This is a genomic window from Nocardia sp. NPDC050799, from assembly GCF_040654015.1.
Classification (GTDB): Bacteria; Actinomycetota; Actinomycetes; order Mycobacteriales; family Mycobacteriaceae; genus Nocardia.
The window spans coordinates 33,255-53,453 of the sequence record NZ_JBFAHF010000007.1 but is presented as its reverse complement, the minus strand read 5'-3'; the positions used below and the strand labels follow the sequence as shown (position 1 = coordinate 53,453).

General features: G+C 68.2%; 21 protein-coding genes and 1 tRNA gene. 11 read left to right on the top strand and 11 right to left on the bottom strand.

The genetic code is table 11. The annotated features are described in order from the left end of the window. Positions 1-369: 369 nt before the first annotated feature. Positions 370-561 (top strand): hypothetical protein, encoded by a 192-nt coding sequence (locus AB0H42_RS09625; RefSeq protein ID WP_357052410.1) that lies wholly within the window; start codon positions 370-372, stop codon positions 559-561. Between the two features lie 561 nt (positions 562-1,122). Here the strand turns inward: AB0H42_RS09625 and AB0H42_RS09620 are convergent. Next, positions 1,123-2,400 (bottom strand): FAD-dependent monooxygenase, encoded by a 1,278-nt coding sequence (locus AB0H42_RS09620; RefSeq protein WP_357052407.1) that lies wholly within the window; start codon positions 2,398-2,400, stop codon positions 1,123-1,125. Between the two features lie 106 nt (positions 2,401-2,506). Between AB0H42_RS09620 and AB0H42_RS09615 the strand changes: the two genes are divergently transcribed. Further along, the gene (locus AB0H42_RS09615; RefSeq protein WP_357052404.1) at positions 2,507-3,088 is read left to right on the top strand and encodes a helix-turn-helix domain-containing protein; all 582 of its coding nucleotides are present in this window, start codon (positions 2,507-2,509) and stop codon (positions 3,086-3,088) included. Positions 3,089-3,433: 345 nt separating this feature from the next. On the opposite strand, the gene AB0H42_RS09610 is transcribed toward AB0H42_RS09615, so the two are convergent. Both AB0H42_RS09610 and AB0H42_RS09605 read right to left on the bottom strand, forming a co-directional pair. Then, positions 3,434-3,507, bottom strand: a tRNA-Pro gene (locus AB0H42_RS09610). An 86-nt stretch (positions 3,508-3,593) separates the two neighbouring features. Beyond that, positions 3,594-4,556 carry a metallophosphoesterase gene (locus AB0H42_RS09605; RefSeq protein ID WP_357052400.1) on the bottom strand — a complete coding sequence of 321 codons (963 nt, stop codon included), beginning with the start codon at positions 4,554-4,556 and terminating at the stop codon, positions 3,594-3,596. 203 nt (positions 4,557-4,759) lie between these two features. Here AB0H42_RS09605 and AB0H42_RS09600 point away from each other — a divergent pair, with 203 nt between their 5' ends. After that, complete coding sequence (locus AB0H42_RS09600) at positions 4,760-5,224, top strand: GatB/YqeY domain-containing protein (RefSeq protein ID WP_030524219.1); 465 nt, start codon at positions 4,760-4,762, stop codon at positions 5,222-5,224. Positions 5,225-5,246: 22 nt separating this feature from the next. On the opposite strand, the gene AB0H42_RS09595 is transcribed toward AB0H42_RS09600, so the two are convergent. Continuing rightward, positions 5,247-7,634: a transglycosylase domain-containing protein gene (locus AB0H42_RS09595; RefSeq protein ID WP_357052397.1), complete on the bottom strand. Its 2,388-nt coding sequence runs from the start codon at positions 7,632-7,634 to the stop codon at positions 5,247-5,249. 349 nt (positions 7,635-7,983) lie between these two features. On the opposite strand from AB0H42_RS09595, the gene AB0H42_RS09590 reads away from it, so the two are divergent. After that, on the top strand, positions 7,984-8,307 hold the full coding sequence (locus AB0H42_RS09590) for a WhiB family transcriptional regulator (RefSeq protein ID WP_030524217.1): 324 nt from the start codon (positions 7,984-7,986) through the stop codon (positions 8,305-8,307). Between the two features lie 97 nt (positions 8,308-8,404). Here the strand turns inward: AB0H42_RS09590 and AB0H42_RS09585 are convergent, their stop codons facing one another. Next, the gene (locus tag AB0H42_RS09585) at positions 8,405-9,544 is read right to left on the bottom strand and encodes an ArsA family ATPase (protein WP_357052394.1); all 1,140 of its coding nucleotides are present in this window, start codon (positions 9,542-9,544) and stop codon (positions 8,405-8,407) included. Beyond that, positions 9,541-10,560 carry an ArsA-related P-loop ATPase gene (locus tag AB0H42_RS09580; RefSeq protein WP_357052824.1) on the bottom strand — a complete coding sequence of 340 codons (1,020 nt, stop codon included), beginning with the start codon at positions 10,558-10,560 and terminating at the stop codon, positions 9,541-9,543. The genes AB0H42_RS09585 and AB0H42_RS09580 overlap by 4 nt, the downstream gene beginning before the upstream one ends. A gap of 168 nt (positions 10,561-10,728) precedes the next feature. Here AB0H42_RS09580 and AB0H42_RS09575 point away from each other — a divergent pair, with 168 nt between their 5' ends. From AB0H42_RS09575 to AB0H42_RS09565, 3 genes are all read left to right on the top strand, one after another. Further along, positions 10,729-10,893 carry a DUF4177 domain-containing protein gene (locus AB0H42_RS09575; protein WP_357052391.1) on the top strand — a complete coding sequence of 55 codons (165 nt, stop codon included), beginning with the start codon at positions 10,729-10,731 and terminating at the stop codon, positions 10,891-10,893. Between the two features lie 5 nt (positions 10,894-10,898). After that, entirely contained in the window at positions 10,899-11,384 is a 486-nt protein-coding gene (locus tag AB0H42_RS09570) for a RidA family protein (protein ID WP_357052388.1), read from the top strand. 83 nt (positions 11,385-11,467) lie between these two features. Continuing rightward, the gene (locus tag AB0H42_RS09565; protein ID WP_357052385.1) at positions 11,468-12,268 is read left to right on the top strand and encodes an MBL fold metallo-hydrolase; all 801 of its coding nucleotides are present in this window, start codon (positions 11,468-11,470) and stop codon (positions 12,266-12,268) included. Between the two features lie 180 nt (positions 12,269-12,448). Here the strand turns inward: AB0H42_RS09565 and AB0H42_RS09560 are convergent, their stop codons facing one another. Together AB0H42_RS09560 and AB0H42_RS09555 are read right to left on the bottom strand one after the other, a co-directional pair. After that, entirely contained in the window at positions 12,449-13,123 is a 675-nt protein-coding gene (locus AB0H42_RS09560) for a Crp/Fnr family transcriptional regulator (RefSeq protein WP_030524212.1), read from the bottom strand. 178 nt (positions 13,124-13,301) lie between these two features. Further along, a complete protein-coding gene (locus AB0H42_RS09555; RefSeq protein ID WP_081877169.1) occupies positions 13,302-13,541 on the bottom strand; it encodes a hypothetical protein in 240 nt (79 codons plus the stop codon). Between the two features lie 169 nt (positions 13,542-13,710). Here AB0H42_RS09555 and nth point away from each other — a divergent pair, with 169 nt between their 5' ends. The 4 genes from nth (at position 13,711) to AB0H42_RS09535 (ending at position 17,028) form a co-directional block, all read left to right on the top strand. Next, on the top strand, positions 13,711-14,481 hold the full coding sequence (gene nth / locus AB0H42_RS09550; protein ID WP_357052821.1) for an endonuclease III: 771 nt from the start codon (positions 13,711-13,713) through the stop codon (positions 14,479-14,481). Continuing rightward, positions 14,478-15,137 carry a TlpA disulfide reductase family protein gene (locus AB0H42_RS09545; protein WP_357052382.1) on the top strand — a complete coding sequence of 220 codons (660 nt, stop codon included), beginning with the start codon at positions 14,478-14,480 and terminating at the stop codon, positions 15,135-15,137. Before nth ends, AB0H42_RS09545 begins: the two co-directional genes overlap by 4 nt. Positions 15,138-15,205: 68 nt before the next feature. Then, positions 15,206-15,838 carry a CoA pyrophosphatase gene (locus AB0H42_RS09540; RefSeq protein WP_357052818.1) on the top strand — a complete coding sequence of 211 codons (633 nt, stop codon included), beginning with the start codon at positions 15,206-15,208 and terminating at the stop codon, positions 15,836-15,838. Then, positions 15,835-17,028, top strand: coding sequence for a MarP family serine protease (locus AB0H42_RS09535; RefSeq protein ID WP_357052378.1), 1,194 nt, complete (start codon positions 15,835-15,837; stop codon positions 17,026-17,028). The genes AB0H42_RS09540 and AB0H42_RS09535 overlap by 4 nt, the downstream gene beginning before the upstream one ends. A 95-nt stretch (positions 17,029-17,123) precedes the next feature. Here AB0H42_RS09535 and AB0H42_RS09530 read toward each other — a convergent pair whose 3' ends face one another. The 3 genes from AB0H42_RS09530 to nhaA are packed head-to-tail and all read right to left on the bottom strand — an operon-like array spanning position 17,124 to position 19,894. Continuing rightward, positions 17,124-18,092, bottom strand: a complete 969-nt coding sequence (locus AB0H42_RS09530) for an alpha/beta hydrolase (protein WP_357052375.1) — start codon at positions 18,090-18,092, stop codon at positions 17,124-17,126. Between the two features lie 49 nt (positions 18,093-18,141). Further along, positions 18,142-18,642, bottom strand: coding sequence for a phage holin family protein (locus tag AB0H42_RS09525; RefSeq protein WP_357052371.1), 501 nt, complete (start codon positions 18,640-18,642; stop codon positions 18,142-18,144). Between the two features lie 37 nt (positions 18,643-18,679). After that, positions 18,680-19,894, bottom strand: a complete 1,215-nt coding sequence (gene nhaA / locus AB0H42_RS09520; RefSeq protein ID WP_357052368.1) for a Na+/H+ antiporter NhaA — start codon at positions 19,892-19,894, stop codon at positions 18,680-18,682. Positions 19,895-20,199 lie beyond the last annotated feature (305 nt).

The window sequence follows — 20,199 nt, the reverse complement described above, 5'->3', positions numbered from 1 at the left end:
AGCGGATAACTCCATGATGCCCGAGATGCACCGATCCCGGAGCAGGTCCCCCGGCTGTGCCCCGACCTTGTCTGCACTGTGACGAATCGTGGTCGCAGCGTTATAAGTTCACGTTAAGTGCCTGCCAAGCGCGGGGCCGCATTGTTGGTGTCGAGGCCGGGACAACCGGTAACGAGGACACCGCGAAGAGGAACCCGCAATGATCAGCAAGCTGACCGCCACGCCCGCTCCGGGCGGTGCCACCGCCGCGGTGGCGCCGGCTGCCGAGCCCGCCGCGGCGACCGAAGAGGAGCCGGGCATCGCTCCGGCCGGCCGGGCAACAGGGGCGACGAGGTCGTCGGCACCGGCCCATTCGACGACCGCGCCGCGGTGCGCGGTCGCCGTCGGCAAGGCGGGCGGAGCCGGTACCGCGCCGCGACCATCTGTGCCGCGCGAGCCGGTCTGCTCGGCGTCGACGAGCCGGAGATCGGTCGCGCGGGCGGCACCGAACCGGGCGAGATGGGCGCCGCCCTGCAAGCGACCGGCTGCCTGATCCAGGTCGTCGCACCGAACTCGGCGTAGCCGGCTGCCGCGGTGGCCGGATACGTCGCCGGTGGGGGTGGGGTACGGACCGGTGCCTGGGGAGGAACCGGAAAGTGCCCGGTGGGGGATGGGGCGGATACGGGGAGGGATCCGCCGGGAGGGGCGAGGCGGTTCCGGGCTGGGGAGGCACCGGAACCCCTGGGGGTGGGGCCGCGGGAACCGGTGGGGAGCCGGGGAGTGTGGGTGGGTGGGCCGGTCTGTCCCGCGAGGTGGCAGACCGCCCCTCGGCGGGCGGCAGCGTCCGTCCGGGCCGGTCTCGCGGGGTGACCGGCTCGGACGGCCATCGAGCGATAGTTCGGCTCTTCCGGATGCTCGGCAGCGGAATCGGAAACGGCGACGAGTGTGGTCGATCCGGTCCGCTGCCAGCGGAAGGTAACCGTTCGAGGAATCGGCGATGGTGGTTGCGGTGGGGAAAGTGGAGACGACAGTAGATAGGTCTCCCGGTGGGGTGGCCGCCCGGCCGCTCCGGGTTCTCCGGACCGAGGGCGCACGGTGGAGTCCGTGCCGGTCCGGTCGCCGGCGGCGATCCTTCTCCACTGGTTACAGCGGCCGAGTTCCCTGTTCCGCCGTGGGGAGGCCGGTGGAGTAGTCGGGCAGCGTGTAATCGTCGGTGCCGGACAGCATGCGGGTCATCAGTGGCTGCATGATTGTGGAGGTGGTGAGCCGGACCAGGGCCAGCGAAGCCCGGATACCCGCTCGGGTGCGCGGGGTCATGGCCTTCACCCCACCGGGCGGGAGCTGCTGGGCGGATTCCACGAACGGGCGCAGGATCTCGCCGTACCGGGCCAGTGCGGCGGCGGGCCGGTCCGGTGTGCGAACGATCTCGCCGACCAGTACGTAGGCGCCGACCAGGGCCATGGCCGTGCCCTGTCCGCTCAGTGGTGACCCGCAGTACCCGGCATCCCCGACCAGCGCGATCCGCTCGGTCGTCCAGCGGGGCATGGTGATACGGGCGAGTTCGTCGAAGTAGAAGTCCTCGGCCCGGTCCATGGCGGCGTCGACTTCGGAGACCAGCAGGCCACCGACCGCGAGACCTTCGCGCAGCAACCGCTTCTGGGCCGCCGTATCGCGCCGCAGTGCGGGGTCGGCGGGGCGCCGGATGGTGATCATCGCCTTGGCCGTCGTGGGATCGGCGTCCGGCCGGAACCCGAGGAAGGTACCGCCGGGCAACAGTTGGACGGTCATCCAGTGCGGGCGGATCCCCGCCGGGGTCGGCATGGTGAAGTACGAGGTGTATCCGCCGAGATAGGTGCTGAACTGTTCTTCGGGCCCGAAGGCCAGCCGCCGGGTGGTGGAGTGCAGGCCATCGGCACCGACCACCAGGTCGAATTCCTCGGTGGCTCCGGAGGCGAATTTTACCGAGACGCCGTGGGCGTGCTCGCGCAGTCCGTGGATCCATTCGCCGTACCGGTAGTCGATACCGGGCGCGCCGGGGCGCGCGGTCTCCTCGGCGAGGGCGTCCAGCAGGACCTGGTTCAGATCGCCGCGGGTGATCTCGATTTCGGCCACCGCGCCTTTGCCTTCGAAGAGTTCGGCCGGCATCCGGGCTGCTTCGCGCCCGGTGGAGTCCACGTACACCATGCCCCGTTCGTCCAGCTGGTGCCGGCGGATGCCCGGCATCAGACCCATTCGCTCCGCTACGGCCCGGCTGGGTCCGCGCAGGTCGACGGCCTGACCGCCCGGCCGCGGCGCGGCCGCGCGTTCGATCACCGTGGGCCGGATTCCGGCGCGCAGCAGTTGCAGGGCGACCGCGTTACCGGCGATACCGCCGCCGGAGATGAGTACGCGGAGTGTGGCCGGGGTGGTCTGTGTGGTCATCGGTGTCCTCGCTCAGAGAATGGATCGAATGTCTTAGACGTATGTCTAACACAGATGTAGCACAAACGTCTAGAACAAACGTCTAATGCGCGGTTAGAGTGGAGGCATGGGAAACAAGGAGGACCTACTCGCGGCCGCGCGTACCTGCATCTACGAACGTGGGTTCGCCGCCACCACGGCCCGCGATATCGCCACCACCGCGGGAGTAAGCCTGGCCGCCATCGGTTACCACTTCGGTTCGAAGGATCGTCTGCTCACCGAGGCGTTCACCGACGAGACCGGCCGGGTCATCGGTGACGATCTCGAAAGGCGGATCAGAGCGACCGCCGGCCGGTCGGCGGGCGCGGCGTTCCCGGAGATCTGGGACGGTATCGCCGAGCTGTTCGACCGCAATCGGGATGTGCTGGTGGCAAGTATGGAAAACGTGGTCCGCATCTACCGGACGCCCAGCGAACAGCCACGGATGGGGGAGATGTACGAGGCCGCGGTCTCCGGGATCGCGGATCTGGTCGCCGAGTCCTATCCCGGCCTCGACGGTTCCCGGGCACGGGCCGTCGCGGAGTTGTACTTCGTCATCCTCAACGGCTTGGTGATGCAATGGATGAGCAGCCCGGGCGCGGAAGTGCCCAGTGGAGCCCGGTTGGGAGCGGCGATAAGCGCCCTGACCTCGGACGAACGTCCGGGATAGGGCGTGGGAACGCTGAGTTCCCGGCCGGTTCCGGCAACGCCGACACGCACGGGCGTCGACGACTTCGGCCTTCGTTCCGATCCTGCGTCCGGGCGAGGGGCCGCGAGGTCGGAATCCTTCGGCGTTCACCGGCTGTGAGCATCCGGTGCGGAATACCACCGCTGGTTCTCATGTCGGCCCGGTTCGATAGCTATCGAACCGAAAGGTGGGCAAACTATGCGGGTCATCGTTTCGACGAGCCCGGAAGCCCGAGATGCGAACTCGTCGGCGTGTAACCCGGCCCGGAATACGAAAAAGGCCCCTGACCAACGGTCAGGGGCCTAGTCGTGTCTCGACCAACACGAGTCGGGGTGGCGGGATTTGAACCCACGACCTCTTCGTCCCGAACGAAGCGCGCTACCAAGCTGCGCCACACCCCGTGAAGCGGACCTGCGATAGCTTACATCAGGTCCGGTCCGGAAAAGAAACCGACTGTTCAGAGCCTCTTTTCCGGTAGCGACGCGGACTACCGGGCGACTGCCCGCGATGCCGACACCCCGTGGCCGGCATCGGCGGCGGGGTGTTTGGGCGGGACGGCGACGAGGGTGAGCAACGTGGCCTCGGGCCGGCAGCAGAAGCGGTACGGCGCCCACGGGGAGGTGCCGATTCCGGCCGAGACGTGCAGCCGGGTGTGCGCACCCCATTTGGACGGGCCCTTGACCCGCGACCGGTCGATATCGCAGTTGGTGACCAAAGCGCCGTACCCCGGCAGGCAGAGCTGGCCACCATGGGTGTGCCCGGCCAGGATCAGGTCGTAGCCGTCCTCGGCGAAGCGGTCCAGGACCCGGGGCTCCGGGGAGTGCGTCAGGCCGATGCGGAGATCGGCGAGCGGGTTCGGGGCGCCGGCGATGGTGTCGTAGCGATCGCGCTGCAGATGCGGATCGTCGACGCCGGCGCTGGCGATGCGGATACCGCCGACCTCGATATCGCGGCGGGTATGCGTCAGGTCCAGCCAGCCGCGCTCGGTGAACGCCGCGCGCAGATCCTTCCAGGGCAGCGGGGCGCCGTGCACCCGTTTGTGGTTCTTGTCGAAATACTTCAGCGGATTTTTGGGGACCGGCGCGAAGTAGTCGTTGCTGCCGAACACGAACAGGCCCGGCCGGGACAGCAGCCCACCCAGCGACTGGACTACCGCGGGCACGGCCTTCTGATGCGACAGGTTGTCGCCGGTGTTGATCACGAGGTCGGGTTCGAGCCGGTCGAGCTCGCGCAACCACTGCTGTTTGAGCTTCTGCCCGGGCGTCATGTGCAGATCGCTGATGTGCAATACCCGCAGCGGCGCCGAGCCCGGCCGCAGCACCGGCATCGTGGCTTCGCGCAGGACAAAGGCATTGCGTTCGATCAATGAGGCATAGCCGACTCCGGCCGCCGCGGCTCCGGCGGCGCCGAATACGGTTCGGCGAAGGACCGACGTCGAGATCACGGGCATTTGCCCAGCATAGGTGACCAGGCTGCTGGGCGCGCAGCGTGTTGAGCCACAGTTTCGGCCACATGACGGGCAGATGACCCACCCCCGCGGCCGAGGACACGCCTGTGGCCTCGGGAAACGACCGACCGGCGCAGGAGCGAACACGCCCGGCCCCGCGGGTTATCCGGTGGGCGTGGCGGGGTGCAGCGGCTACCGTTCTGCCCATGTCGGAACTGAAATCGAGGCTGCGCGCCGATATGACCGCCGCGATGAAGGCGAAGGATTCGCTGCGGCTGAACACCCTGCGGATGCTGTTGGCCGCCATCCAGACGAGCGAGGTCGCGGGGAAGGAAGCCCGCGAACTGTCCGACGCCGAGGTGGTGGCGGTGCTCACCAAGGAGTCGAAGAAACGCAACGAATCGGCCGAGATCTACACCCAGGCCGGCCGCGGTGAGCTGGCGGCCAACGAACACGCCGAGGCCCGGATCATCGACGAGTATCTACCCACCCAGTTGACCGACGCCGAGGTCGCCGACCTGGCCGATACCGCGATCGCCCAAGTGGCCGAGGAACTCGGCGAACGACCCGGGATGCGGCAGATGGGCCAGGTCATGAAGGTGGCTTCCGGGCTGGCCGCCGGCAAGGCCGACGGCTCCCGGATCTCGGCGGCGGTGAAGGCGCGGCTGTAGGACCGCGCCCGCACCACCGGGGTCAGCGGGGGATGGGCACCGGAATGGGGATCGGCGGCAGGAACGGCGGCAGCGGCAACCCGGGGGCGTTCGGGGTCGTTGCGGCCGGCCGGCCCGGCGGCGGTGGTTCGCGGACGGTGCCGTCGCTGAGGTAGATCGTCACCTGCGATCCGGGAATGGCCGACCCATTCGGTGTCGACCCGGTGACCGTCCCCTTGGGCGCCGAACCGGGCGAGGTCACCGACGTGACCTTGAAGCCGGCGCCGGTGAGCGCTCCGGTCGCCTCGCCGGCGGTCATGCCGACGACATCGGGTACCTGTGCGTTCTCCGCGCCCCGGACGTACTTCTCGTCGACCGGCGGCAGGGCCGGGGGCGGGAAGTTGCCCACCACCGGCTTGACGGCACCGAACCAGGTGCGGGCGGGCTCGTTACCGCCGAACAAGCCGTTGGCGTCGCTGGCCGGGCAGTTTCGCAGCGGGAAGGAGCAGATCTCACCAGGGGTTGGGCTGTCGCCGTATACATAGACCGAGCCCGCCAGCGAATTGGTGAAGCCCAGGAAAGCCGAGGAACGGTGGCTTTCGGTGGTGCCCGTCTTGGCCGAGACAGGCAGGTTCCAGCCGGTGTTTCCGGCGGCAGCCGAGGCGGTACCGCCACCGGCGGAGTCCTTGCCCATGGCATTGGCCAGGGTGTTCGCCAGACCCGGTTCGACGACCTGTTCACAAGCCTGTTCGGTGAGCGGAACCGGCTTGCCGTAGCGGTCGATCACTTCCGCGATGGGCGAGGGCGGGCACCAGGTTCCGCCGGAAGCGATGGTCGCGGCCACGTTCGACAGTTCCAGCGGATTGACCGCGAGTGGGCCGAGGGTGAACGAGCCGAGATTCTGGCCCTTGATCATGTCGGCGAGGCTCTGGTTGTCGTCGTGTCCGGAGGTGCCGGGATCGGTGTAGGAGCGCAGGCCCAGCCGGACGGCCATATCCACGGTCGGGGTCACGCCGACGGCCTGGATGAGTTTCACGAAGGCCGTGTTCGGCGAGGTGGCCAGCGCCTCGGTCACCGACATCGGTGACCGGTAGTTGCCCGCGTTCTCGACGCAATACGTCTCGGGTGGGCAACCGGGGGCGCCGCCGTTACCCATGCCGCGGGCATCGAATCGGGACGGCACATCGAGCTGGGCGTTGGTGCCCATACCCTTCTCCATCGCCGCGGCGGTGGTGAAGAGCTTGAACACCGAACCCGCGCCGTCGCCGACCATCGTGTACGGCTGGCCGAGCAGGGTTTCGTGCGCATCCCGGTTCAGGCCGTAGGTGCGGCTGCTCGCCATCGCCAGCAGCGGGTGTTTGTCCTTGCCGGGCCCGATCAGCGACATGAGCGAGGCGATGTTCTCCAGATGCGGGTCGGCGTTCGCGTTGACAGAGCGTTTCACCGAATCCTGGACGGCGGGGTCCAGGGTGGTGCGGATCAGATAACCGCCCTTCTCGATCTGTTCCTTGCTGAGCCCGGCCTCGGCCAGGTACTGCAGGGCGTAGTCGCAGAAGAATCCGCGGTCGCTCGCGGCGATACAACCCCGGGGCAGGCCCTTCGGTTCGGGCAGCACACCCAGCGGCTGCGATTTCGCCGCGTGGAACTCCGCGGCGCGGCTGGGGATGTTCTGCATCAGGGTGTCCAGCACGGTATTGCGGCGGGCGGTGACCCCCTCGGGATTGGTGTAGGGGTTCAGCTTGGAGCTGGACTGCACCATTCCGGCCAGCATCGCCGACTGGGCGATGTTCAGGTCCTTGGCGTCGATACCGAAGTAGGTCTGGGCGGCGTCCTGGATGCCGTAGGAGGAATTACCGAACGGGACGAGGTTCAGGTAGCGGGTGAGGACTTCGTCCTTGGTGAGCTCCTTGTCCAGGGTCAGCGCCATGCGGATCTCGCGGATCTTGCGCGCGGGTGTGGTCTCGATGGCGGCCCGGCGTTCGGCGTCGGTCTTGGCGACCACGAGCAGGTTGAAGTTCTTGACGTACTGCTGGTCGATGGTCGAGGCGCCCTGCTGGACCTCGCCGCTGCTGGTGTTCGTCAGGAAGGCGCGGATGGTGCCCTGCCAGTCGACGCCGTGGTGGTCGGCGAAGCGCTTGTCCTCGATGGAGACGATGGCCAGCTTCATATCGTTGGAGATCTGGTCGCTGGGTACTTCGAACCGGCGCTGCTCGTAGAGCCAGGCGATGGGATTGCCGGCCGTGTCCACCATGGTGGACACGGCCGGGACGGTTCCCTCGACCAGTTCCGCGGACACGTTGTCGACGGCGTCGGCGGCGCGGTTCGAGACGAATCCGAAACCTCCGGCGACCGGGAACAACAATCCGGCTACGAGCACGGAGGCGAGTACACAGCTGCCCGCCAGCTTGAGGAGCGCACGTGTGATCGGCACAGCACCAGCGTAGAGGGTCACCGTTCGGGGTTCGTGAAGTGTGGACGCCGGGTGTTGTCTCAGCTGATCAGTGTATTGAGCGGGGAGTATCGCGCAGGGCTCTTGACGTGCGCTTACGGGCCGGAGGGCAGGTGGCGCCCGCCGGGTCGCAGGCACGGACGTACCAAAAAGTCATCACTCGGTCTTGCGCAATGGGCATACCTTTACCTAGATTGAGAGCTCAGTGTGATAGAGCTAACACTCAATGTGGAATGTGGTGCACTTCGCAGCGGGGTTCGGGTTGCTGCGTTGTGGACGCGATTCCGGAGCGCCGTGACCCGGTGTTCGGACTGGCAAAGGGGCACACCAAATGCACATGACAACCCCCGTCGCTCGATTGGACGTAGAGCAGGCCGAAGCAAGGATCGCCTGGGTGGCCCAGGCCCGATGCAAGGAAGTGGATCCCGATCAACTGTTCGTACGCGGCGCGGCCCAGCGCAAGGCGGCGACGATCTGCCGGCACTGCCCGGTTCTGATGGAGTGCGGGGCGGACGCTCTGGACAACAGGGTCGAGTTCGGGGTGTGGGGTGGTATGACCGAGCGGCAGCGGCGGGCGCTGCTCAAACAGCATCCCGAGGTGACCTCGTGGTCGGACTTCTTCCACGCGCAGCGTCAGCATCAGGTGGCTATGTAAACCCAAATCCCTATTGGACTACCGACCGCCGGGCACTCGAGATTTCGAGTGCCCGGCGGTTTGCCCGGTCGGGGCGAGCGGAGCCGGCCCGGACGGTTCAGCGGTTCCCGGCAGTCTGCGTACCGGCCAATTGCGCCCCGACCGCTCGCAGTGCGTCGAGGTCGGTCACATCGAACGGCAGCGCGGTCACCGAGACGATCGGCACTCGCGGATGCGCGCCCGTGAACCGGTGCAACAGATGCTGTTCGCGCCGTGCGGTCGCGACCCGCTGCGCGTGGACGCGCAGTACTCCCGCCGATAGCGGATCCGAATCATCGAGCCCGTCGGCGGCCGTGAGAGCGTGATCCGAGGGCAGCGAGCACAGCACCGGATGGGTCCGGTTGAGTACCAGCCCGGCCAGCGGCATCTGTTCGGTGGAGAGGCGGTCCACGAAGAACGACGCCTCGCGCAGCGCATCGGGTTCCGGCGCGGCGACCACCAGGAAATGGGTACCGGGTTTGGCCAGCATGGCGAATGTGCGGTTGGCCCGCTCCTGGAAGCCGCCGAACAGCGATTCCAGCGATTGCAGGAAATTCGAGGCGTCCTTGAGCATCTGGCCGCCCACGATGGTCGACACCCCGCGTACGGCCAGGCTCATCGCACCCGTGACGAACCGTCCGACGCCCCGCCCCGGCGCCATGATCACCCGGATCATGCGGCCGTTCAGGAAGTTGCCCAGCCGTTTGGGGGCGTCGAGAAAGTCCAGGGCGTTGCGCGAGGGCGGGGTGTCCACGACGATCAGATCCCATTTACGGCGCCCGGCGAGCTGGCCGAGTTTCTCCATCGCCATGTATTCCTGGGTGCCGCCGAACGAGGAGGCCACCGCCTGATAGAAGGGGTTGGCGAAGATCTGCTCGGCCTTGTCGGCGGTGGTGTGCTCCAGCACCATCTCGTCGAAAGTGCGCCGCATGTTCAGCATCATGGCGTGCAACTCGCCCTTGGCCTCCGGCCCCAGTTCGACCCGCTGCGGACTGTTGTCCAGGTCCGCGACGCCCAGCGACTGGGCCAGTCGGCGAGCCGGGTCGATGGTGAGGACGACGACCTTGCGTCCCTGCTCGGCCGCGCGCAACGCGATCGCCGCCGCCGTGGTGGTTTTCCCGACGCCGCCGGAACCGCAGCACACCACGACGCGAGCCGTCGGGTCGCCGAGGATGGTCGAGATGTCGAGGGGGGCCGTACCGGCCGGTCGGGTGCTCATCGGACTCCCTGCTCGCTCAGATGGGCGGCCAGTTCGTAGAGACCGCCCAGGTCCATACCGTTGGGGAGGGCGGGCAGCAGCAGCCGGGCGACCTCCAGATCGAGGAGTTCGGCCGCGCTGGTGTCCTGGGCGCCGAGGGTGGCCGAATGCTCCACTGTCTCGGTGAGCAGACCCGCGAAGTCGGCGGCGGACAGAGTGATCCCGGCGGATTCCAATCCGGCACGCACGGCGTCGGTATCGAGTTCACCGGCTGCCGCGGCGGCCCGGGTTTGTGCGCCGAGCGGGCTGTGCGCGGCGCGGTTGACGATCACGCTGCCGATACGCAGATCGTTTCCGCGCAGCTCGGCGATGGCATCCAGGGTCTCCTGGACCGGCAGCGCCTCGAGCAGCGTCACCAGGTGAATCACCGTCTGGTCCGAATGCAGCAGTCTGGACACCCCGTCGGCCTGGGCGGCGATCGGGCCGCCCTTGGCGAGTTCGGCCATGGCCTGGGTGACGTCGAGGAAACTGGCGATCCGGCCGGTCGGCGGCGCGTCGACGACCACCTCGTCGTAGACGGGACGCCCGGTCTTGTCGGACCGGACCACGCATTCCTTGATCTTGCCGGTCAGGATGACATCGCGCAGGCCCGGCGCGATGGTGGTGACGAAATCTATGGCGCCCATCCGGCGCATCGCCCGGCCGGCGAAACCGAGGTTGTAGAACATATCGAGGTATTCCAGGAACGCGTGCTCGATATCGAGTGCCAGGGCCACCACTTCACCGCCGCCGTCGGCGGTGGCGATCTTCGTCTCGGTGGGTGGCAGCGGGGGCAGATCGAACAGCTGGGCGATCGACTGGCGGTTCTCCACCTCGACCAGCAGCACCCGCCGCCCCCCGGCGGCCAACGCCAGTGCCAGGGACGCGGACACCGTCGACTTACCGGTGCCACCCTTACCGGATACGTAGTGCAGGCGGGCGTTCGTCGCGCTGTCGGGCCACCCCGTCTTCAGGCCCGGTTCGGCCGATTCCGACATCGTCGTTGGTTCTGCCACGGTCGCGAGCCTATAACTCGCATTGGACGGATGCCCGCATACTGCGGTTTGTGCGGATGTGGTGTACCAGACACCGGGACCGCCCCTCTATCACCGGACCCGAGGTCGCGCCGTGGGCCTCGCGGGCCGCACCCAGTAGGCTCCGTGCGCATGAGCGATGTGACCCGGTGGGAATACGCGACCGTACCGCTGCTGACGCATGCGACCAAACAGATCCTGGATCAGTGGGGCGCCGATGGCTGGGAGCTGGTGACCGTGCTGCCCGGGCCGACCGGTGAGCAGCACGTCGCCTACCTCAAGCGGCCGAAGCAGTAAGCGCCATGGCGGAATCCGAATCGAATCGGCCCGGGACCGAATGGCGGGCCAACCTCGACCGGCTCGGCCTGACGGTGCCTCCCGTGGTGGCTCCGGTGGCCGCGTACGTGCCCGCGATACGCACTGGCAACCACGTCTACACTTCCGGGCAGTTGCCGTTCGTGGCGGGTGAGCTGTCGGCGATCGGGAAGGTCGGGGCCGAGGTCTCGCTCGACGAGGCGGTGACCGCGGCCCGCTGGTGCGCGGTGAACGCGCTGGCCGCCGTCCACGACCTGGTCGGCCTCGACGAGGTCGTGCGGATCGTGAAGGTGGTCGGGTTCGTCGCCTCGGCACCGGGATTCACCGATCAGCCGCTGGTGATCAACGGTGCCTCGGAGTTCCTCGGTGAGGTGTTCGGCCCCGCGGGCGCGCACGCCCGCTCGGCCGTCGGCGTCTTCGAACTGCCGAAGAACACCCCGGTGGAGGTCGAACTCATCGCCGAGGTGCGCTGAGCGGCACGGACGCTCCCGGTTCGGCAGACCCGCCGCGTTGCCCATAGATTCGAACGGGCGACTTTCGAATTGGAGGTGTTGTGGTGACACTCACCCATCCGGCCTATGGGCAACTGCGTGTGGTGACGCCGTCGGCGTCGGTACTGCTCGCGAACAATCCGGGACCGATGACTCTGGACGGTACGAACACCTGGATCCTGCGATCACCCGATCGCGCGGACTGTGTGGTGGTGGACCCGGGCCCCGACGACCCGGAGCACATCGCGGCGATCGCCGAGGCGACCGGCGGCGCGGTGGCGCTCACGCTGATCACCCATCGGCATCCCGACCATACGGGTGGTATCGACGAGTTGGTGCGTCTGACCGGGACACCGGTACGGGCCATGGACCCGGAGTTCCTGCGCGGCGAAGTGGCGGTGCTGACCGACGGTGAAGTGGTCGAGGCCGCGGGGCTGCGGATCACGGTGTTGCACACTCCCGGGCATACGGCCGATTCGGTGAGTTTCCTGCTGGAGGACGCGGTCCTGAGCGGGGACACCATTCTCGGCCGCGGCACCACGGTGCTCGACCGGGACGGCACGCTACGGGATTATCTGGGGTCGATGGACCGGTTGCTCGAAGCCGGTGCCGGGCGGGCCCTGCTGCCCGCCCACGGCCCGGATCATCCGGATGTGGAACCGGTGGCGCGGTACTACATCGCGCATCGGCACGAGCGGCTCGCACAGGTCCGTACGGCGCTGGCAGAGCTCGGTGCCGACGCGGACGCCATGGATGTGGTGCGCACGGTGTACTCCGACGTCGACGAGAGCCTGTGGCCGGCCGCCCGCAGTTCGGTGGAATCACAGCTCACGTATCTGCGGTCGGAGCGGGACACGCAGAACTGAGTCGAGCGCATTCGGCAGCGGGCGGCGCTCCGAGGGGACGATAACCCTCGGAGGGCCGCCCGTTCTACGTAGTAGCGCCGGAAGTACCGAGCGCGCCGGTATGAACCGGTGACGGCGGAGCCGGTCCGCTCTCCGCAATCGGGCGGAACCCGGGCGTGCCGGGCAGTTGGTGCCGCGGTGTCAGCGAGCCCGGCGGGCCAGCCGCTCGGAATCGGAGATCAGCACACTCTTGCCCTCGAGACGCAGCCAGCCGCGATGCGCGAAATCGGCGAGCGCCTTGTTGACCGTCTCGCGGGAGGCGCCGACGAGCTGGGCGATCTCCTCCTGGGTCAGGTCGTGGGTCACCCGCAGCGCGCCGGCCTCCTGGGTGCCGAACCGCTGTGCGAGCTGCAGCAGCGCCTTGGCGACCCGGCCGGGGACGTCGGTGAAGATCAGATCCGCCAGGTTGTTGTTGGTCCGGCGCAGCCGGCGGGCGAGGACCCGCAGCAGCTGTTCGGCAATCTCGGGTCGCTGATCGATCCACGACTTGAGCGCATCCCGATCCATGGTCACCGCGCGTACCTCGGTCACCGTGGTGGCGGTGGAGGTACGCGGCCCGGGATCGAAGATGGACAGCTCGCCGAACATATCCGACGGACCCATGATGGTCAGCAGGTTCTCCCGGCCGTCCGGGGACCGGCGGCCCAGCTTCACTTTGCCGGAAGTGATGATGTACAGCCGATCACCCGGTTCGCCCTCGTTGAAGATGACGTGGCCGCGAGGGAAATCCACGGGCTGCAGCTGTTTGGCGAGCGCAGCCACCGCGGTGGGCTCAACGCCTTGGAAGATGCCTGCTCTGGCGAGGGCCTCGTCCACGAATGTGCTCCTTAGGGAAATGGCTGTAGTCGTCGGGCGGACCGATGCGGTTCGGCCGACAGTGCAGTCTACGCGGCCTTATCGACGCGCAGTGACAGACACCACGTAAGGAAGGTTAACCGTGGACGAGCCCGGGCGGTACGGCCGCCCGTGTGATCGGCCCGCACGGGCATGCCGATCAGCTCGCACGAGCGATGTCGACGGTCTCGCGCGCCTCCTCGCTGCGATTACGGCGGCGGCGCATACGCGCGACCGCCGCCGGTAGTCCGAGCTTTGTCAGCTCGTTGACCTCGGCGTTGCTGGCCTTGTCCAGGTAGGCCTGGACTTCCTCGTCGGGCTCGAGAAGTTTGCGCAGACGGTTCTCCACCCGTTCCATGCCGAGTGCGAACAGCATCAACACCACTGGGAAGAGCACCACAGCGAGTCCTTGCATGCCGGGTAGTTAACACGGTCGAGGTCTCAGATGGAATACGGGAGTAGAACTGAGAAGACAACGTTGTCGGACGGTTCCGTATGGTGGACGGGTGCGTACCTCCCCCTCAGAAACCGCCGGAAGCGACATTTCCGGCACCGCCGAGGCGGCTGTCGTGCGCCCGGCCGCCGACGGGGCGCGCACCCGTAAATCCAGTACTCGACCGGCGGAAACACGTTTGGGTCTGGTGCGTCGCGCCCGCCGGATGAACCGGCTTCTGGCGCGCGCATTTCCCGACGCCCATTGCGAGTTGGATTTCGGTACTCCGCTGGAACTCGCGGTGGCCACCATCCTGTCGGCGCAATGCACGGATGTACGAGTGAATATGACCACTCCCGCTCTGTTCGCCGCCTATCCCGACGCGCGGGCATATGCCGAGGCCAACCGTGCGGAGCTGGAAGAACTGATCCGCCCCACCGGTTTCTATCGCAACAAGGCGAATTCACTCATCGGCCTCGGACAGGCACTTCTCGAACACTATGACGGTGAATTACCTCACACGATGGCGGAGCTGGTCCGTTTACCGGGCATCGGCCGAAAAACCGCCAATGTGATTCTCGGTAACGCATTCGGAATTCCGGGTATCACCGTCGATACCCATTTCGGCCGGTTGGTGCGTCGCTGGGGGTGGACCGCCGAGGAGGACCCGGTAAAAGTCGAACACGCGATCGGTGCGCTGATCGAGCGCAAGGAGTGGACGATGCTGTCGCACCGGGTGATCTTCCACGGGCGCCGCGTCTGTCACGCCCGGAAGCCGGCGTGCGGGGTCTGTCTGCTGGCCAAGGACTGCCCCTCGTTCGGGGCCGGGCCCACCGATCCGGAAGCGGCGGCCAAACTCCTGAAGGGACCCGAGGCGCCGCATCTGCTCGAACTGGTGGGCCGGTGAGTCGCGTACCGGTTTCCTGGAAATGGGCATTGACGGCGGTAATCGTGGCATTGGCGGCAGCGATCGCTTTCTGGCCGCGCGGTGGTTCGGAAAATACCGGGCCTGTCGCGCAGCCCACCCGGGCGATCGATCCCGCGCTGCGGGCGGCGTCCGGGGCCGCGCAATGCCCCACCGCCTCGGCACCGGCGGAGCGGCCGGGCCCACTGACGGATGTGGTGCTCAGCTGTCTCGCCGATGCCTCGCCGGCGTACCCCGGCCGCCTCACCGGCCGGCCCGTCGTGCTCAACCTGTGGGCGTACTGGTGCCGGCCGTGCCGTACCGAACTGCCGCACTTCCAGGAGTACGCCGACCGGGCGGGCTCCGCGGTGCAGGTGGTCACCGTGCACAGTGACCCGGACGAGGCGCAAGCGCTCGCGCTGCTCGCCGCCCTCAACGACGATCTGCGGGCGCAGGGACGCGCCGAGTTGCACCTGCCGGGCCTGCAGGATTCCGACGCCCGGGTCCGCGCCGCCGCACAGGCCCCGACGGCCCTGCCGATCACCGTTCTGGTCCGCCCGGACGGTTCGATCGCGGACTATGTCGCCCGCCCGTTCCGCGACGCCGACGATATCGCCGCCAGTGTGGCAGGCGCGCTGGGAGTCAGGGAGGCCCCGTGAGCGACGATCGAGTGCCGCCCTGGCTGAGTGGGGCGGCGGGGCCGGGCCGGCCCGATTTCTCCGACACCCTGGGCCGGACGCGGATCCTGCGGCGCACAGTGGCGGGCAAAGTCCGCGAGGCCGCAGTGCTGGTGCTCTTCGCGGGTGATCCGGCCGGCGACCCGGCCGCACCCGGCGGGCTGCCCGCGGACGCCGAGGTCCTGCTCACCCAGCGCGCGTCCACCATGCGACAGCACCGCGGGCAGGTGGCGTTCCCCGGTGGCGCCGTGGACCCCGGCGACGACGGCCCGGTCGATACCGCGCTGCGGGAGGCATGGGAGGAAACCGGCCTGGAGCGGACCGGCGTACAGCCGATCACCACGCTGCCGAAACTGTTCGTCCCGCCGTCGCGCTTCGACGTCACCCCGGTCATCTCCTACTGGCGCACCCCGAGCGAGGTGCGGGTGGTGGACCGGGCGGAAACCGATCGCGTGGTGCGGGTTCCGCTGGCGGACCTCCTCGACCCGGCCAACCGCTTCCTGGTGCGCAGCGCGCTCGGGTACCGGAGTCCGGCCTTCCAGGTGGACGGAATGTTGGTCTGGGGGCTTACCGGCGGCATACTGGCCGGACTCATGACTTCACTGGGCTGGGAATCGGAATGGGACCGAACCGACGTGCGTGATCTGGAAGAGGCGTTGGCCGCGGTGGGGATGGTGTTGTGAGCTCCTCGGCGTGGCTCGATATAGCGGTTGTCATATTGGCTCTCCTGGCCGCCTCCTCCGGGTGGCGGCAGGGGGCGGTGGCGTCCGCACTGGCTTTTCTCGGGGTGGTGCTCGGCGCGGTCGCCGGCATCCTGATCGCCCCGCACATTCTCGTGCACATCGACGAGGGCCGCAGCCGGGTACTGGCCGGGGTCCTGCTCATCGTGCTGCTGGTGATCGTCGGTGAGGTCGCCGGCATGGTGCTGGGCCGGGCGGCGCGCAGCGGGATGACCCATCCGTTCGCGCGCAGTGCCGACAGCGCGGTCGGCGCGGTGCTGCAGACCGGCGCCGTGCTGGTGACGGCCTGGCTGCTGGCGCTGCCGCTGGCGACCTCGTCGCAGCCCGCCATCGCCTCGGCGATCAACAGTTCCCGCGTACTCGCCGACGTCAACCGGGTCGCCCCGGACTGGTTGCGCCACTTACCCAACGAGTTCTCCAAACTGCTCAACACCTCGGGCCTGCCGGATGTGATCGGCCCGTTCGGGCGCGCGCCCATCGCCGCGGTGGAACCGCCGGATCCCAGTGTGCTGGCCAGCCCGGTCGCCGGTTCCCTGCAGCAGAGCGTGTTGCGTATCCGCGGTGTGGCACCGAGCTGTCAGCGGGCGCTGGAGGGTTCCGGGTTCGTGGTGGCGCCGGAGCGGGTGATGACCAATGCGCACGTGGTGGCCGGAACCACCAGCGTGACGGTGGATTCCGCGGCCGGACCGCTGGATGCCACGGTCGTCGAATTCGACCCGTCCATGGATATCGCGGTGCTGTCGGTGCCCGGGTTGGTCGCGCCGGTCATTCCGCAGGCCCCGGAGCCGGCCGGATCGGGTGAGAGCGCGATCGTGCTCGGCTATCCGGGCGGTGGCCGGTACACGGCGAGCGCGGCCCGGGTGCGCGAGACGCTGGACCTGACCGGCCCCACCATCTACCGGGACGGCACGGTGGAGCGTGAGGTGTACACCGTGCGCGGCTCGGTGCGGGCCGGGAATTCGGGTGGACCACTGGTCGATACCGAGGGCCGAGTACTGGGCGTGGTGTTCGGCGCTGCCGTCACCGACGACGACACAGGTTACGTGCTCACCCTCGACGAGGTCCGGGAGCGTATCGATATCGCACCCTCGGCCGGTTCGCCGGTGGACACCGGCCCCTGCGTATTGAGCTGACGCCGGGAGCCGGCCGGGTCGGGCGCGCCTCGGCATGACGACGCCGGCCTGGTCGGCCGGCACGCCGCCGGAGGCGCGGCGGTCCCGCGAAGCCTTCAGGCGTAACGACCCGGGCTTTGCCGGTCCGTCCCGGCGAGCAGTTTCGCGATCTCCGCGGTGACCGCGTCCGGGTTCTCCAGATGCGCGAAATGCGCGGCGTCCCGGATGGTGACCACCCGGCGGTGCGGCGACAGCTGCGGGCCGCGGTGCACGGTGGCGGGCAGGATGTAGCGGTCGAATTCGCCGCGCATGGAGACCACCGGGATATCGATCGGCTGACGCATCACGGCCATGAACCGGCGACCGTCGGCCCGCCACTGGCTGCGGAAGGCCCAGCGCCGGTATTCCAGCCCGCAGTGGGCGGCCCCGGGAATCTGGATGGCCGAACGCATCCGGTTCGCGCTGTCGGCGAATTCCGCGGTGCGCGCCCAGGACCGCGCGCCGCGGCCGGCCAGGATCCGCACGGCTCCGGCACCGTCGTCGCGGGTGAGCCGGTGCTCGGGGTAGCGGGGAAGCTGGTCGCGCAGGAACTCCGGTAACCACGCTCGCCGCTGGGAGTTGTCCCGGAGTAGCGAACTCTTCAGGGCCGCCGGATGCGGCGAGGACACCACCGCGATCGACCGGACCAGCCGTGGGTGCAGGACCGCGGTCGCCCAGCAGACCAGGCCACCGTCCGCATGCCCGACCAGGGTCGCGCCGGTGTGCCCGAGCGCGCGGATCAGCCCGGCGATATCACCGGCCGGCGTCCAGCCGTCGTAGCCGCGCGGCGGTTTGTCGCTGTCGCCGTAGCCGCGCAGATCGACCGCGACCACATGGTTGCCGAGTTCGGCGAGTGCGGTGAGCTGATGGCGCCACGACCACCAGAAGTCCGCGAACCCGTGCAGCAGGACGACCAGCGGCGCGTCCGGATGCTCCGGTCCGGCACTCGCGATGTGCAGGCGTATCCCGTTGGCGTGCACATCGCGGTGCGTCCAGGGGCCGCCGAAGCGCACGCTGGACGGGTCCGGTGGAAAGTTCGACGCCACGCCGTCCGAGCGTAGTGAACGCCGGGGCGTCGCGGTGTGCCGGTCCCGCCTACCGCTGCGTGGTCTTCTCCAGCGCGCTGGGCTCGTCGTGGCTGCCGAACCCGGAGGGCAGGACCGTACGGGTCTGCTTGAGCGAATCGATGGTCTTCTCCGGCGCGCGCAGCTTCTTCACCTTGCGGTACCCGAGGAACGCCAGCAGCGCGGTCACCAGGATCATGAGCGCGAAGACGATCCAGAACGCGGCCCACCGCGTGAGCCAGATGTCCAGGGTCTCGGCCACGGCGAAGAAGAAGAAGAAACTGCTGAACAGCAGCACGGTCAGGGCGCCGATGAAGAAGACGCTGCCCTGCATGCCCTTCTTGATCTCACCGGTGACCTCGGCCTTGGCCAGGGCCACCTCGGCGCGGACCAGGGTCGAGACCTGCTCGGAGGCGTCGCGGACCAGACTGCCGAAACTGGCCGATGCGTGCGGGTCGATCTCGGACAGCGGAATCGAGGTGACCGTGCCGCCTCGTACACCGTCTCCGTTACCGCCCTGTGTGACACTCACGTGGTCGACCCTCTCCCTGTCCCGGTCCTGCTCGGTCTTACTGTTCTGGTTCTAGCGCATCCGCGTCGCGCCGTGCTCGGTGGACACGCCCACGCCGCAACAGTAGCGCCGAACCGGCCAGCGATGCGGCCATGGACGTCACCAGGACCGCGGCCTTGGCGAGTTCGGCGGAATCGGGATAGTCCTCCAGTGCCAGTTCCGCCACCAGCAGGCTAACGGTGAACCCGATCGCGCCCAGCACCGACAGGGCGAACATGTCCCGATAACCGAGATGCGCAGGCCGTTCGGCGATTCCGGTGCGGACGGCCAACCAGCTGATCCCGAAGATGCCGGTGGTCTTGCCGATGAGCAGACCGAGAATGATCGCCAGCGACAGCCGGTCGGTGAACAGATCGCCGAAGACTTCCGCGTTGATCGGCACCCCGGCCGCGAAGAGCGCGAACAGTGGTACGCACAGCCCGGCCGAAATGGGTTGGAACCGGTGTTCCCAGCGGGCGGCCGGAGCTTCGGCTTCGCTCTCGTCCGGACGGACCCGGGTGAGCAGGCCACAGGCCACGCCCGCCAGCGTCGGATGGATATGCGCTTCGTGCAGCGCATACCAGCAGACCAGGGCCAACGGGATATAGATCAGCGGGGAGGTCCACCGTTTGTGCTGTGCGATCCACCAGCCCGCGCAACAGGCCAGCGCGGCCGCCAGCCAGGTGAAAGCCAATCCGGTGGTGAACAGTACCGCGATGAGCACGATCGCCATCAGATCGTCGACCACGGCCAGGCTCAGTAGGAAGACTCGTGCGCCGGCCGGGATCCGGGAACCGGTCATGGCCAGCACCGCGAGGGCGAAGGCAATATCCGTGGCGACCGGAATCGCCCAGCCGCGGTCCATTCCGTCGACCCCGAAGCCCACCGTGTAGGCGATGATCGCCGGAGTCACCACCCCACCGACGGCCGCGATGATCGGGAGCGCGGCGCGTCTGGGGTCGGCGAGTTCGCCCACGACGAGTTCGCGTTTGAGTTCGAGACCGGCCACGAAGAAGAAGACCGCGAGCAGCCCGTCCTGTACCCAGTCCGCCAGGGTGAGGTCCAGGTGCAGCGGCGGGACGGCCAGGTGGGTTTCGGTGAACGTGAGATAGCTCTGGCCCCACGGCGAGTTCACCCAGAGCAACGCCACCGCGGCCGCGATGAGCAGCAGTGCGCCACCGACAGTTTCGGTGCGCAGATATCGGGCGAGTTCCAACCGGGAGTTGGTGACCACGGGGAAACCTTTCGGTCGCACGGACGTCTACCGCGCCCGCCGTGAAAGAATCCTTCCGTAGACGCGCGCCCAATCTCGCCGACCAGACTTCCCGGCACACCTTCCGCAATTCTATTGGCGTCGCCTCCGGCGCTACGGATCGGGGCCCTCGGGACCCCGGTTACGGATGCCGACCATCCGGTGAAGACAGGAGATGCATGTGGATGTGCACTTCGATCGGCCCGGATGGGTTCGCGGCGCTGCCGGCCTCGGTGGTCGCCGTTCTGTGAACGGTCGACGGCACGCGTTCCGAAACCGAAACGGGC

Coding starts and splice junctions, on each gene's coding strand:
- AB0H42_RS09620 (WP_357052407.1), bottom strand. CDS start 2,400: ATGACCACACAGACCACCCCGGCCACACTCCGCGTACTCATCTCCGGC.
- AB0H42_RS09615 (WP_357052404.1), top strand. CDS start 2,507: ATGGGAAACAAGGAGGACCTACTCGCGGCCGCGCGTACCTGCATCTAC.
- AB0H42_RS09605 (WP_357052400.1), bottom strand. CDS start 4,556: ATGCCCGTGATCTCGACGTCGGTCCTTCGCCGAACCGTATTCGGCGCC.
- AB0H42_RS09600 (WP_030524219.1), top strand. CDS start 4,760: ATGTCGGAACTGAAATCGAGGCTGCGCGCCGATATGACCGCCGCGATG.
- AB0H42_RS09590 (WP_030524217.1), top strand. CDS start 7,984: ATGCACATGACAACCCCCGTCGCTCGATTGGACGTAGAGCAGGCCGAA.
- AB0H42_RS09585 (WP_357052394.1), bottom strand. CDS start 9,544: ATGAGCACCCGACCGGCCGGTACGGCCCCCCTCGACATCTCGACCATC.
- AB0H42_RS09580 (WP_357052824.1), bottom strand. CDS start 10,560: ATGTCGGAATCGGCCGAACCGGGCCTGAAGACGGGGTGGCCCGACAGC.
- AB0H42_RS09575 (WP_357052391.1), top strand. CDS start 10,729: ATGAGCGATGTGACCCGGTGGGAATACGCGACCGTACCGCTGCTGACG.
- AB0H42_RS09570 (WP_357052388.1), top strand. CDS start 10,899: ATGGCGGAATCCGAATCGAATCGGCCCGGGACCGAATGGCGGGCCAAC.